The sequence below is a fragment of the Haliscomenobacter sp. genome (assembly GCF_041740695.1).
In the GTDB taxonomy this organism is placed as follows: domain Bacteria; phylum Bacteroidota; class Bacteroidia; order Chitinophagales; family Saprospiraceae; genus Haliscomenobacter.
In genome coordinates this window covers 1-12,949 of record NZ_JBGSLK010000100.1, presented here as the reverse complement: position 1 = coordinate 12,949, position 12,949 = coordinate 1, and the positions used below count along the sequence as shown (strand labels likewise).

The 12,949-nt window shown below is 46.5% G+C and carries 12 protein-coding genes; 7 read left to right on the top strand and 5 right to left on the bottom strand.

Translation table 11 applies throughout. The features are described 5' to 3' along the window. Positions 1-58 precede the first annotated feature (58 nt). The 3 genes from ACEW9O_RS20015 to ACEW9O_RS20005 are packed head-to-tail and all read left to right on the top strand — an operon-like array spanning position 59 to position 2,982. Positions 59-1,189, top strand: coding sequence for a glycosyltransferase family 4 protein (locus ACEW9O_RS20015; RefSeq protein ID WP_373551972.1), 1,131 nt, complete (start codon positions 59-61; stop codon positions 1,187-1,189). 6 nt (positions 1,190-1,195) lie between these two features. Then, entirely contained in the window at positions 1,196-1,768 is a 573-nt protein-coding gene (locus ACEW9O_RS20010; protein WP_373551971.1) for a pentapeptide repeat-containing protein, read from the top strand. A gap of 29 nt (positions 1,769-1,797) precedes the next feature. Next, positions 1,798-2,982, top strand: a complete 1,185-nt coding sequence (locus tag ACEW9O_RS20005) for a Gfo/Idh/MocA family protein (protein ID WP_373551970.1) — start codon at positions 1,798-1,800, stop codon at positions 2,980-2,982. Between the two features lie 54 nt (positions 2,983-3,036). Here the strand turns inward: ACEW9O_RS20005 and ACEW9O_RS20000 are convergent, their stop codons facing one another. The 3 genes from ACEW9O_RS20000 to ACEW9O_RS19990 form a co-directional block, all read right to left on the bottom strand. Continuing rightward, positions 3,037-3,897 (bottom strand): helix-turn-helix domain-containing protein, encoded by an 861-nt coding sequence (locus ACEW9O_RS20000; RefSeq protein ID WP_373551969.1) that lies wholly within the window; start codon positions 3,895-3,897, stop codon positions 3,037-3,039. Next, on the bottom strand, positions 3,897-4,322 hold the full coding sequence (locus ACEW9O_RS19995) for an OsmC family protein (protein ID WP_373551968.1): 426 nt from the start codon (positions 4,320-4,322) through the stop codon (positions 3,897-3,899). The genes ACEW9O_RS20000 and ACEW9O_RS19995 overlap by 1 nt, the downstream gene beginning before the upstream one ends. Before the next feature lie 209 nt (positions 4,323-4,531). After that, positions 4,532-5,080 (bottom strand): carboxymuconolactone decarboxylase family protein, encoded by a 549-nt coding sequence (locus tag ACEW9O_RS19990; protein ID WP_373551967.1) that lies wholly within the window; start codon positions 5,078-5,080, stop codon positions 4,532-4,534. Positions 5,081-5,370: 290 nt separating this feature from the next. On the opposite strand from ACEW9O_RS19990, the gene ACEW9O_RS19985 reads away from it, so the two are divergent. Together ACEW9O_RS19985 and ACEW9O_RS19980 are read left to right on the top strand one after the other, a co-directional pair. Beyond that, a complete protein-coding gene (locus ACEW9O_RS19985; protein ID WP_373551966.1) occupies positions 5,371-6,108 on the top strand; it encodes a DUF3667 domain-containing protein in 738 nt (245 codons plus the stop codon). A 100-nt stretch (positions 6,109-6,208) separates the two neighbouring features. Further along, on the top strand, positions 6,209-7,513 hold the full coding sequence (locus ACEW9O_RS19980; protein WP_373551965.1) for a hypothetical protein: 1,305 nt from the start codon (positions 6,209-6,211) through the stop codon (positions 7,511-7,513). A 263-nt stretch (positions 7,514-7,776) separates the two neighbouring features. Here the strand turns inward: ACEW9O_RS19980 and ACEW9O_RS19975 are convergent, their stop codons facing one another. Together ACEW9O_RS19975 and ACEW9O_RS19970 are read right to left on the bottom strand one after the other, a co-directional pair. Next, the gene (locus ACEW9O_RS19975; RefSeq protein WP_373551964.1) at positions 7,777-8,847 is read right to left on the bottom strand and encodes a Kelch repeat-containing protein; all 1,071 of its coding nucleotides are present in this window, start codon (positions 8,845-8,847) and stop codon (positions 7,777-7,779) included. A gap of 6 nt (positions 8,848-8,853) precedes the next feature. Beyond that, positions 8,854-10,143: a DUF4270 family protein gene (locus ACEW9O_RS19970; protein WP_373551963.1), complete on the bottom strand. Its 1,290-nt coding sequence runs from the start codon at positions 10,141-10,143 to the stop codon at positions 8,854-8,856. 310 nt (positions 10,144-10,453) lie between these two features. On the opposite strand from ACEW9O_RS19970, the gene ACEW9O_RS19965 reads away from it, so the two are divergent. Both ACEW9O_RS19965 and ACEW9O_RS19960 read left to right on the top strand, forming a co-directional pair. After that, the gene (locus tag ACEW9O_RS19965; RefSeq protein ID WP_373551962.1) at positions 10,454-11,389 is read left to right on the top strand and encodes an MBL fold metallo-hydrolase; all 936 of its coding nucleotides are present in this window, start codon (positions 10,454-10,456) and stop codon (positions 11,387-11,389) included. 73 nt (positions 11,390-11,462) lie between these two features. Then, on the top strand, positions 11,463-12,848 hold the full coding sequence (locus ACEW9O_RS19960; protein WP_373551961.1) for a sialate O-acetylesterase: 1,386 nt from the start codon (positions 11,463-11,465) through the stop codon (positions 12,846-12,848). Positions 12,849-12,949: the final 101 nt, after the last annotated feature.

Here is a 12,949-nt window from a genome sequence, read left to right as displayed (position 1 = left end):
CCTCCCAAATCCCCTCCAAACCCCCTATCTTCATGGGTCATAACCAATAACCCATTACATGCTGCGCTTCGGCTACGATGCCAAACGGCTTTTTAACAACTTCACCGGTTTAGGCAATTACAGCCGTACCTTGTTGAAAAACCTATCCTATTACTACCCCGACCACGCTTATTTCCTCTTTTCTCCCCGTATTGAGCGCAAGGCCGACACCAAGTTTTTTACCAGCAGTGCCTCCTTTACACCGTACAGCCCTTCGCCATACCAGCGCATGTTGTGGCGCAGCTACAGCATCCGTTACGCGCTGAAGCGCCACAAAATCCAGTTGTACCACGGCCTGAGCAATGAACTGCCGCTGGGCATCAACAGCACCCGCATCAAATCGGTAGTGACCATTCACGATCTGGTGTTCAAACACCGGCCGGATTATTACCCCTTTTTTGACCGCCAGGTGTATGACTTCAAATTCAATTACGCCTGCCAACAAGCCGATGCCATTGTGGCGATCAGCGAAAGCACCAAGGCAGACATTGTGCATTTTTACGACATCCCACCCGAAAAAATCAAGGTGATTTACCAGTCTTGCGACGAGCGTTTCATGCAGGAAAAGTCGCCTAAGTTGATAGAGCCCATTCTGGCCAGATACCAGCTCCCCGCCGAGTTTATGCTCTACGTGGGCACCATCTCTGAGCGCAAAAACCTGCTGGGCATTGTCCAAGCCATGGCCCAATTGCCGCAGAGTATGCGTATACCGCTCGTCGTCATTGGCGAGGGCAAAGAATACAAGACTCAGGTGCTGGAATTTCTGCAAAAAGCGGGGTTGAGCGAGTGGGTCATTTTCACTCAGGTCAGCAATGATGACTTGCCGTCCATTTTCCAAAAGGCCCGGATTTTCCTGTACCCTTCGCGTTGGGAAGGCTTTGGCATTCCGGTGATCGAGGCTTTGTTCAGCCGCACGCCGGTGATCAGCTCCAAAGTGTCTTCCTTGCCCGAGGCAGCAGGGCCAGCTTCCTGGTTGGTTGATCCCGAAGAACCTGCGGAAATCGCCACGGGCATCGAACGCATTTTGAGTGACGATGCTTTTCGCCACAACATGATCAAAACCGGGCTCGAATACGCCCAAAACTTCAGAGGTGAAGTGGTGACCGAAGAAATGATGGATTTGTATCTTGACCTATTAGGACTAGACTAGCAACTTATGGATGAGACTTACCAACACAAGATCGAATTTACCGGTGAAAATTTCAGCGAAACGACCTTATTACTAGGCGAATACGAAGCTTGTACCTTCTCCCAATGTGTATTTGCCAAAGTGGATTTGTCCAAATTTACCTTTGTACAATGCACTTTTGTCGATTGTGATTTCAGCATGGCCAAGTTGAATCAATGTACTTTTCGTGAAGTGGAGTTTCAGGCCTGCAAATTGCTGGGTTTACATTTTGATTATTGCAACCCCTTTTTATTGTCCTTCACTTTTACAGATTGCAGCTTGAATTACAGCGCATTTTATCAGTTAAAAATTCCCGGCACGGTATTTAAGAACTGCAAATTGGAAGGCGTGGATTTTGTAGAGGTCGACTTGAGCAACGCCATTTTTGACAACAGCGACCTGAATGCTGCTGTTTTTGAAGACAGTATTTTGGAAGGGGCTGACTTGCGTACTGCCCATAATTTCTCCATTGATCCCAGTTTTAACCGCATCAAGAAAGCCAAATTTTCCCGACAGAATGTAATCGGGCTTTTGGGGAAATATGGTATTGTCGTGGAGTAATAACCTCTCAGTCCATCAACATCTGCATCATGAGCAAGCCTAAAAAATTATCCCGTCGCCAGTTCATCGAACAAACCGCGATAGTGGGTGCGGCCAGTGTCGTTGCACCCAGCCTTTTGCAAGCCAGCAGCCCGCTGCCTGTCAAAAAAGTACGCGTCAGTGTGATTGGTTGCGGGAGCGTCTCCACCCAATACCTGCCCCATATCTCCAAATCGCACCACGTTGAATTGGTCAGCACCTGCGACATCATTCCCGAACGGGCGCAAAAAACTGCCGAACAATACGGCATCAAACATTGGTACCCACACATCGACCAATTGCTGGCGGGCGAACCCTTCGACCTCCTGCTCAACCTTACCGACATGCAGGAACACGGTCGGCTCAACAAACAGGCCCTACTGGCTGACCGCAACGTGTGGAGTGAAAAACCGATGGCCAATACTTACGCCGAAGGGAAAGCCTTGCTTGACTTGGCCAAATCTAAAAATTTGCGCATTTGGGGTGCCCCGGCGGTGGTCAATAGTCCTCAATTTGCTTTCATGGCCCAACAAATCCAGGCTGGAAAACTGGGGCGTATCGCCGCTGCACACGCGCATTACGGGCATTTGGGGCCTACCTGGTCGGCGTTTTTTTATGAAAAAGGCGGTGGCAGTTTGCCCGATTTGGGCGTATACAACCTGGCTACTTTGACGGGTTTGTTGGGCCCAGCCAAGTACATCACCGCCATGACCAGCATCGTAACTCCCAAACGCAAGACGGACAACAAAGGAGAAATTGACGTAGTAGCCGAAGACAATGCCGTAGTGCTGATGGATCACGGCAAAGGCGTCATTTCCAGTGTACAGTGTGGTTTTAACTACTTTGATCCTTATGGCCACGAAGGCAAAGGGCAGGAAAAACCGACCATCTCCATCTGGGGCAGCGGTGGCAACATGAACTTGATTGGCTACGATTGGGCACCTTTTGGAGTAGACATGGCGACTTTGGAAAACGAAAAAACGGTGCGTCATGTGCCCGATCCGGGCGCTTATGTCTGGCAAATGGGGGCCACCGTCATCTCCGAGTACATGGCAGGCGCAAGTGGAGAGCCGCGCATCCAGGCGGAACACGCCTTACATGTGTTGGAGGTAATTGAGGCGGCACGGAAGTCGGCGAGTACGGGGAAAAGGGTGAAGTTGAATTCGACGTTTAAGTATCCGATTTTAGGAGAATGACAAAGTCCGAATGGAGTTTATGGATGTGTTTCTAAATCTCAAATTTTTTGACTGTCATTGTTGACCTTTTTTCCCAGCCACCAATGACCGCTTAAACTCCGACGGACTTTCCCCCGCCATTTTTTTGAAAAAACGACTACAATGCGCCGCCTCACCGAAGCCCAGTTCGTAGCCGATTTCCCCGGCGGGCTTGTCGGTGTAGAGCAGCAGTCGCTTGCTTTCGAGGAAGATGCGCTCACTGATGACTTGCAAGGGTGTTTTCTCGCTGTACTTTGTAAAAAGGTTGCTCAGGGTTTTGGGCGACTTGAACATCAGGTTAGCGTATTCCTGCACCTGGTGAAGGCGCTTGTAATGGTTTTCTACCAACATATTGAACTGACGAACGGTGTCCAGTTCGTTAACGGAAAGAACGTCGGCGTGGGCTTGTGTTTTTACCAGACGGGTCAGTTTGATGATGAGTCTTTTCAGCAAGACCCTCAGCATTTCTCCCTGAATATTGTCCTGGTTTTGAAATTCTTCTTTAAAAACCTCCACCAGCAGCCCGAAGCTCCGGATATCTTTTTCATTCAAAAAAATCGGCTCGCCCTCCCGCCATCCGTAGAAGAGCAGCCCGGAACATGACACCTCCGCATCATGCGTGACGATGCAATAAAACTCCCTATTAAACTGCCAAATCACCGCATCCTCCGACCGTTCCAAGCGGAAGGAATGACTGACGTTGAGCGCAAAAAAAGCATTGGCAGGTACCTCGAAGCGCAGCTCGTCAATGGTCAGCGATTGTGCCTCGCCCCGGTTCCAGACGAGGGCATTGAACAGCTTGTTGCGCTCCCTAAAAAAGTAACGGGCAAAATCAGGTTCGTCGCTCGTCATCAGGAGCTGCCCGCCAGAAGCTGGGTCGTGGTATTCATAGCGCATCAGGCTTCTACTGTTTCTCCGAAAGGTACAGCATTTTCAATTGTCCACTCACCCTTTATCATGCGGTGGACGTAGCAATTATCGGCTTCATGCAGCAGTTCGGCGCGTTGTTCGGCACTCAGGTCGCCCTCAATTTCCATTTGCACCGTTACCGTGGTGGCGAGGCTGCGGTCGGGGTTGCGCTTCACAGACATTTCCAATTTTGCGTCCACGTCCCGTACCGTCCAGCCTTTTTTGCGGGCGATAAAACGCACGGTCGCCACTTTGCAGGAAGCCAGCGCAGAAAGAAGGAGGTCTTCAGGCGAAAAGCCCTGATCGGTGCCCTTGCTCGTGAGCGGTTCGTCGCCTACGATGGAGTGTCGACCGTTGGAGATGATGGACTGGTATCCTATGGGCAGGCTCTTGATGTTGATTTTGGTTGACATGGAAAAATAGTGATGAGTGGTGAATGATGAGTGATGAATTTGGCAGTATCAAGCATTAACTTGGAGTCACTAGACTTGGTTTAGGTGGTACAAAACTACCTCCAAAAGTATTCTAGCCGCTTACCAATTTTTCATAAATGTTTACCAATTTTTCCCAAAAAGCAAAAAAGCGGTACCCAAACCGGGAGCCGCCTTTTTAAAAAATGAAATCAGGAGTACACTTCTTCCAAAGGCTGCGCTACTGGGAAGTCAATCGGGATTTGGGTCACTCCGTGTAGGAAGTTGGAGATGATTTTGTCGCCAATGACGATAAGGATATCCACCAGGTTGGCTTTGTTGTAGCCTACGGCAAAGAGGTTTTCGACCACTTCGGCAGAGGGTTTGCCCCGCTTGATCGTAGCATCTTTCACGAATTTGGCAAGCGCATCCAATTTGGCGTCAAAACTTACCTCCCCGCTGCGGATTTCGAGGATTTGCTCGTCTGTGAAGCCATTCATCTTGCCCAAAGCAGTGTGGGCACTCAGGCAGTAAAGGCATTCGTTTACTTGGCTCACAACGAGGTTGATGACCTCCCGTTCCTTGGCGCGCAGGGTGCTTTTGCGGTTTTGGAGGGTAAGGTAATCGGCCAGCGCAGTGTCATTTAGGGCAAAGGTGGCGTAGAGGTTTGGTACAAAGCCGAGGCCTTTTTGCAGGTTATCGAAGATGGCTTGGTTGCTTTCGGAAACCTCGCTTTTGGTTGGGACGGTGAAATGTGTCATTTTTTTCAATTTTAAGTTTGAAAGAATTTTGTTCGTTTTGATGATACAAAGATAGGTGCGAAGGAGGGTGAGAAGCTAGGCGATGTTTCCCCGATATTTACCAATTGTTCCCGAATGCTAAAAAATGGTTCCTTTGGCCACCGCTCACCAATCGTTCAGGTCTTTTTGCACACTGTCTCAAAAAAACAGAGCAATTTCGATGCATTATTTACGTGTTTTCCTGTAACTTTAGCGGGGTAGAGGAGGGGTAGTTGCGGTATTGCAAGAGTTGTGCTTAATAAAATGACAAAATGAACTGCAAAAATTGCGGACATATTGTAGAGGGAGAATACTGCAATCATTGTGGGCAAAAATCGAATGTCGGTAGGATTACTCTGTCAAGCTTATTGAACGAGTTAATAGAAGATATTTTTCAAATAGATAGAGGTTTTTTTTATACTCTATTCCAACTTTTTACGAGACCAGGAAAAAGTATAAGAGAATATTTAAATGGTAAAAGAAGAAAGCACTTTAAACCAATTGCATATTTAATCACATTTTCGACAATCTATTTCATTATGTCGAAAATGGTTGGGCAAAACACTTGGATGGATGACTTAATATCAGGATTTGCAGAAGGTGGTTCTAATGAAGAAGAAATGCCAGAGATTTTAACTTGGTTTTCGAAGAATTATGCTTACACGACATTATTGCTAATTCCTGTTTTTTCCTTTGCTTCGTTCATTAGCTTTTGGGGGGCAGGAAAGAATTACATTGAACACTTAGTTGTAAATTCATATGTAACGGGTCAACAAGCAATTATATACTCAATATTTACAGTTCTAAAGAAATTTATTGGTGGCGAACTCTTTGAGCTACTGCCAGTAGTAGTTGCTGTGTGCTATGCAATCTTGGTATTTTGGCAATTATTTGATAATGGAAATCGAATGAAGATACTACTGCGGTCATTGTTAACCTATGTTTTGTACCTCATACTTAGTTTGGGAATACTAATTGTAATTATAGGAATTTCGGAAATTACGAAATGATTGAAAAAAGAATACTAAGCACAACACTGTGTATGATGTTCATAGCAGCTAAACGCAGTTACGCCACATACACGATACCGTCACTTGCTATAAAAGAAAAATGAAGAGAAAGATCAAAACCATTGAAAATCCTATCGAAGAAAAAGACATACATGATTTGTCTTTTGAGGAACTATTTGAAGTTCTTCGTTTGAAGAATAAAGTTTTTAGTATAAAAGAAATTACGTCAGTACTAAATGTACTGAAGTTACGGGATGATCTTCTAGAAGAAGAACAAGAAATTCTAAGTGGCCTACTACCCAATTTGAATCTTCAGCCATTCATTCATAATCCAGAATTCAAATTAATTGGTGATCGCATCAACTATAACATGAGCAAAGCCTTGCTCGAAGGCGACAATGATTTAATGGAATTTATTTTTGAAAATATGGACAAACCAGAATTCACAGAATATGTAAAACAAAAAGATGAGGAATTGTCATCAATAAGTCTGTTAGGTGGTCTGAAGTTTTCTGATCTAGTAAAAATCGTAAAGGAAGATAGTGTAAATCCAATTGTACAACAAGCAAGGCAAAATGTGAAATTTAAAAAAGCCGTTCAAGTAGCTAAGCACAGTCATTTTAGCACTCTTAAAACAGATTTTTATCTTAGGCGATTCAAAACTATAAGTCCGGATTTCATTCAGAATGAATTTGATCTAACCAACCTTATCTTGAAGGGAGAATCAAAGTCTAATCACTTATTAGATTTATTAAACATAAAGTCTGAAGACGAACTTCAAGTATTTAATAAATTAAGCAACGCCCTATCGAAGGGAATAGAGCCAAATTACAAGGAAAATTATGTGATGCTTTGCAAACTATTTGGTTTTGAATTATATCGGAGTTGGGTATCTAAGTTTATTAAAACTGAATCTAGGATCAATATTGAAGAAATTGACAGTTTTAGCAAAGTAATAACCAATGAATCTGAAAATTACTCTGGCAAACTGAAAAATGGAAGAGTAGAATTAACCGAGGATGAAGTTCAGATTGCTCTTGAAAAAATTTTGGATGTTCCATTCCATAAAAAAGACTGGGGAGGTGAAATAAACGACCTCTACACATCAAACTTGAAAATTAATGGGACTAGGATTCCAACAGCATTTTTATTGAAGGGTAACGGAACAAAATCAAATGAATTGCAAATTGGTGATTGTGGCAAAAATGGAGATCAAATTTTACGTTTAGTAGACTCCCCTGCTCAATTATTTGTAATACAATACATTGGAAATATCTCTGATAACGTAATAAGGGATATTGCAAATAAGGTTGAAAATTTTAGATTAAGGGGTAATTTGACATGGTATTGTATTATTGACGGGAGAGATACCTATAGAATTCTAAAAGCATATGGGAAAATATAAAAACGACAAGTAACACCCGCGCTAGCTGCCCAGCTTGCGCTGGGGGTCCGGCCGATCGTCTAGCCAACCGTTAAGGAAAAGAAACGAACAGAAGAAAAAATTCAAAAAACCCTGAATCACAAAGGCAAATCCAAGCCCTAAAAAAACGATGGCACCGCTCACCCGCAGTGCCATCTTCATTTGCTGAAGGAAAACGGAGCTTACCCCATTTTTAGCAAACTTAACCCTATCTTATGGTCCTTGCTGGAGTAAAGTTCTGACATTCAATCACAATCCACCTGCTCCGCATCCGGTGAAAAGACCCACAGATCGTCAAATCGCCCACTGCCCGCAGTCCCGGTGGTGAGGTAGGCCACATTGTCGTAGCTGAATACAATGGTTGTGGCACGAGCCGATCCACAATCGTTACTTAGTCCAGTGTGTTCAATCCAGGTATCCAAGGCAGGATCATAAGCCCAAACATCGCCGAGATAATACCCCCCGGTAGTGCCACCAAAGAAAAAGATACGCTGACCCAGCACAAAAGCACTGGCTGCAATGCGTGACTCCATGTTCACCTGATCATCATCGTCGTCGTCATCGCGCAAACTTTCCACTTCCGTCCAGCTGTTTTGCTGTGGGTCAAAAGTATAGAGGTTTTTCTGAGCTACCCCATTGCTGTTGCCAAAACCAACGTAGGCTTTGCCATTAAAAACAACGGCGGTAGCCCCTTCACGTTTGGAGCCGCCAAAATCGCGGACGGGCGACCAGGAATCAGAGCTACTTTCATAACTCCACATGTCTACCAGGTAATTGTCGTCGTAACCGGTGCCCACATAGGCTTTGTCGCCGATCACAAATGCAACCGCGCCGCGCCGCGCACCACCGGGGAAATCAGCGATTTTGCGCCAACTACGGGTAGCAGGGGTATATTCATAAAAATCGGCGAGGTAATCCTGGTCATTATCGCCCAGGCCCACGTAACCTTTGCCATTGAGGGCAAAAGCTACGGCACTATTGCGTGGTGATCCCGGAAAACGGGCTTGGGCATCGGTGTTGAGGCGCCCCAGATTGTCCCAATACCCCTGTTCTGGATTATATGCCCAAAAATCACTCAAACGTTCGCCGTCCTCATCAAAGCCCAGGCCAACATAAGTGACGTTATCGATGGTAAAACTGACGGCGGCATTGCGCCCAACCCCGGGAAAACCGGAATTGATCTGTTCCCAATCTCCCAGAGGATCGTCATCATCATCACTATCAAGATTACAACTCAGCGTACCCAATCCTAGTGAGAGCAGCAGGAGCATCAGCGTGCCCCATGAAAAACGGGTTAAAGTCGGTTGATAAAGCATTGTTGTTTATTTAATTACGGTGAAAATTACATGCAATTTGAGGGCCTCTCGCGAAAGGCTTTGGTTGGGCACTACCAAACGTCCTACCTCGTTGAGGCCCGTGCTAAAAACTGGGGCGTACAACAAAATCCCTTCGTAATCATCGGCGTCCTGGTGGAGGATGTCGTGGACGTAGTCGGTTAGGTAAATGCGAAAATTGGAATTGCCGGTGAGGGGGTCTACCGTGCGCCGCACACTGACCGGGTTGATGTCACTGGAGCTCCAGTAGGTTTCTGCCAAAGTGTTTTTGTGCGTAGGAGAATACACGTAGATGTTTTCCAAAGGAGACAAATCACTGCCCTGGTAACTGGTTTTGAGGGGCTGAATGTCCAAATAAGCCAGATTGACACTTATCTTGCGGTTTTGGCGGATGCTGCGCAAAGTGGGGAAATCCAGTTTGGTGCAGATGCCTACCCCTGCCTGGATATAGGTTTCGTGTTTGCTTTGTGCGGAAGGAAGTGGTATGCCTTGCTGAGTCAGTTCGCTGATCGCCGTATTGCCGCGATCGCTGGTAATGCGATTGAAGCGGCGCCCTGGTTTTAGGCTTAATTTTACCTGGCCAGCTTCATCCGTTTTTTGATTGTGGTAATACAAACGAATTTGTACACTGTCACTTGGGAAGCCCATTACCGATTGGCCTTCATTGTCGCCTTCTTGCACCAGAGCTATGCCCTTTAACACGTTTTCCAGCAAAAGATCATCTTGGCCTTTGGCTACCTTAAACAGAGATTGTCCCAATGCATCTGGCAGGCGAACGTTGAAACGTTTACTCCGCGTCGTTCGGGTATTGAAGCGGGCACTGCCAATTTTATTGAGGGTGCCAGGTGCGGGGGAATCGTTAAAATAGAAGGTTTCATCATCCAGTGCGGTTTCTAGTATATACACCGCCAACCTTTGGAGGTGATCCGTAGCTGGGTATTCATAATCCTGCCGCAGTGAGAGACTCAAGGAGTCGAAGCGCAAATTGTCGTCGTCATCAAGAGAAAATTGCCCAAGCGTGTCCGCATTAAAAAAACATTGCGCATTGATATTGCCGAGGTAAGGATCGTGGTAAGCACCGGCCAATAAACGAGTGCCATCAGTGGTGTACATGGAATCGAGCAATAAACTTGCCGATTCAACACTCAGGCTATCAATTTCTTGCACCTGAGTATTGTCTTCATCAATCAAATCCTCCCCGATGATGGTGCTTTGCTGGCAGGCAGCAACGCAAATGGCCAAGAAGGTAAAAAGTAGTAAGTCGGTTAAATTTCTCACATTCAATTATTTTTAAGGTCAATAATGAGCATACAATCCCCAGGCTGAGCAGCGGGTCAAAGCTGTCAGTTCACATACAGGCATAGCAATTCCGGGTGCTAGCAGGTCCGTACCTACGAGCCGGGCATGGCAATACCAAAGTGGTTATTAGGAGAGAGTTGGCGGACTAAAATAAGATCGCCGTATATTGAGCTTGTGAGAGAAAGCGCGTGCTGGGGCTTTTGCGGGTAAAGATGGAGGAAAGGGCTGCTCTGGTTGTATGGAAATTTGTCGGATGCGTTACATTTTTTTGTGGCAATAAACCAGAAACATGAAAATAGTCTATTTGGTGCTGATTTGCAATGCTTTACTGCTATTATCAGTGCAACCTGATCCGGCTGATTCGCCTGCATTGATTGTTTTGGGCACCATCCAGGATGCGGGATCACCTCATGCGGGCTGCACCAAAGACTGTTGCGCAACCCTTTTTTCAAAACCTGACCCCAATCGGATGGTGGTCTCCCTTGGTTTGATCGACCCGGCAAACCAACTGAATTATTTGTTTGAAGCTACCCCGGATTTGCCCCGACAAATGAAATTGCTCAAAACATACAGCCCTTTCAGCCAGGAAGAAACGCCCAGTGGAATTTTTCTGACCCACGCCCACATTGGTCATTACAGCGGATTGATGTACCTGGGGCGGGAAAGTATGAATGCCAAATCAACTCCAGTGTATGCCATGCCCAAAATGCAGGAGTTTTTGGAAAAAAACGGCCCCTGGAGCCAATTGATCAGCTTGAAGAACATTGTGATACAAGGGCTGAAAAACCTGGAACCACAACGTTTGTCCTCCCACCTTCAGGTTACCCCATTACAAGTACCGCACCGGGATGAGTTTTCCGAAACGGTGGGCTATCGCATCGAAGGCCCCAATAAATCGGTCTTGTTTATCCCGGATATCGACAAATGGGAACGCTGGTCTTTGGACATTGTGGAGGAGATCAAGAAGGTGGATTACGCTTTTTTGGACGCTACTTTTTACGACAACGCCGAACTCAATTACCGCAACATGTCCGAAATTCCCCATCCCTTTGTAGTGGAAAGTATGCAGCGTTTTAATGATCTTTCGGCTTCAGAAAAGCAAAAAATCTATTTCCTTCACCTCAATCATACCAACCCCTTGCTGAACCCAAGGAGTCCACAACTGAAGGAGTTGAAGAAAAACGGGTTCCAGGTTGCCCACTTTCGGCAAATTGTTCATCTTTAGTGAAGGTTAATTACATCGCCGAAGGTGGGTGCTAAATTTTTACCATCTTTAGCATCAAAAACAGTTGTTTATCATGTCACAACAAGCAATCAAGTATTTTTCTACACTCTGCCTTTTGGTGTTGGCTCAGCTCTCCTGGGCCGTTTCTCTGCCGGCCATTTTTTCCGACAATATGGTTTTGCAACAAAACAGCGAATTGATCATTTGGGGCTGGGGCAAACCAATGGAAAAAATCAGCATCAACACCCCTTGGAACGGCAACACGCTCAATACCGAAGCCACCAATCAAGGCCTCTGGTCGGTTTTTGTCAAAACGCCAAAGGGTAGCATGACGCCCTACAATCTCACCATCAAGGGCTACAATGAGATTGTGCTGAAAAATGTACTGTTCGGCGAGGTATGGCTTTGTTCTGGGCAGTCCAACATGGAATGGTCGGCCAATATGGGCATCAATAGTGCGCAGGATGAAGTCAAACAAGCGAATTACCCGAATATCCGCTTTTTTTCGGTGATACACCGTACTGCAACGACACTCCAAATTGACTTGGAAGGGCAATGGGCTGAATGTAGCCCGGCCAGCATGCAAAACTTCAGTGCCGTAGCCTACTTTTTTGCCCGCAAATTGCAAGCCGATTTGAAAGTGCCCATCGGCATGATCAACTCCAGCTGGGGTGGTACTCCGGCGGAATGTTGGATGCCCAGCGATGCATTTGACGACAATGACCTGATCAGCACTGCGGCCAAAAAACTGGAACCCGTGCGCTGGGGTCCTACCGAAATTGCCCGCATCTACAACGCCATGATCGAACCCATCACCAAATTCAAAATTGCCGGAGCTTTGTGGTACCAAGGCGAATCGAATGTGACTACCGCGTATGCCTACAAAGAAACCATGACGGCATTGATTACGAGCTGGCGCAAAAAATGGGGACAGGATTTTCCATTCTATTACTGCCAAATTGCCCCTTACCGCTACGGAAACCCAGCCGAAGGTGCAGCCCTGCGCGACGCCCAACGCCGCACCCTCAGTGTACCCAATACTGGCATGGTGGTGACCAGCGACATTGGTGATACCAGCGATATCCACCCGCGCAACAAGCTAGATGTGGGTTTGCGCCTGGCCAACCTGGCCTTGGTGAAACATTACAAAGCCAGCAATGCCATAGTCGCAGGGCCACTTTACCTCAACAGTCGGGCCAGGGCTGGTCAAATGTTGGTGTATTTCTCCAATGCTGAAGGTCTGAATTTCAAGGGCGACAAAATCACCCACTTTGAACTGGCTGGTGAAGACGGCGTTTTTCACCCCGCCGAAGCCAAAATCAACCAGGAAAACATCGTAGAAGTACAATCTGAAATGGTGACCCGACCAACAATGGTGCGTTACGCCTGGGGCAATACGGCTACGCCGAACTTGTTCAATGGGGCGGGGCTGCCGGCTTCGTGCTTTAGCTCGAAATGAGGTTGAGGAAGGTTTAGGAGGTTGAGAAGGTTGAGGCTACCGCGAGCGACTTGGACGAGGATAATGTCAACATCGCTCGCGGCAGCCTCAACCTTCTCAAC

Bases quoted from the DNA above. Each gene is read 5' to 3' on its own strand.
- ACEW9O_RS20015 (WP_373551972.1), top strand. From the start codon at position 59: ATGCTGCGCTTCGGCTACGATGCCAAACGGCTTTTTAACAACTTCACC.
- ACEW9O_RS20010 (WP_373551971.1), top strand. From the start codon at position 1,196: ATGGATGAGACTTACCAACACAAGATCGAATTTACCGGTGAAAATTTC.
- ACEW9O_RS20005 (WP_373551970.1), top strand. From the start codon at position 1,798: ATGAGCAAGCCTAAAAAATTATCCCGTCGCCAGTTCATCGAACAAACC.
- ACEW9O_RS20000 (WP_373551969.1), bottom strand. From the start codon at position 3,897: ATGCGCTATGAATACCACGACCCAGCTTCTGGCGGGCAGCTCCTGATG.
- ACEW9O_RS19995 (WP_373551968.1), bottom strand. From the start codon at position 4,322: ATGTCAACCAAAATCAACATCAAGAGCCTGCCCATAGGATACCAGTCC.
- ACEW9O_RS19990 (WP_373551967.1), bottom strand. From the start codon at position 5,080: ATGACACATTTCACCGTCCCAACCAAAAGCGAGGTTTCCGAAAGCAAC.
- ACEW9O_RS19985 (WP_373551966.1), top strand. From the start codon at position 5,371: ATGAACTGCAAAAATTGCGGACATATTGTAGAGGGAGAATACTGCAAT.
- ACEW9O_RS19980 (WP_373551965.1), top strand. From the start codon at position 6,209: ATGAAGAGAAAGATCAAAACCATTGAAAATCCTATCGAAGAAAAAGAC.
- ACEW9O_RS19975 (WP_373551964.1), bottom strand. From the start codon at position 8,847: ATGCTTTATCAACCGACTTTAACCCGTTTTTCATGGGGCACGCTGATG.
- ACEW9O_RS19965 (WP_373551962.1), top strand. From the start codon at position 10,454: ATGAAAATAGTCTATTTGGTGCTGATTTGCAATGCTTTACTGCTATTA.
- ACEW9O_RS19960 (WP_373551961.1), top strand. From the start codon at position 11,463: ATGTCACAACAAGCAATCAAGTATTTTTCTACACTCTGCCTTTTGGTG.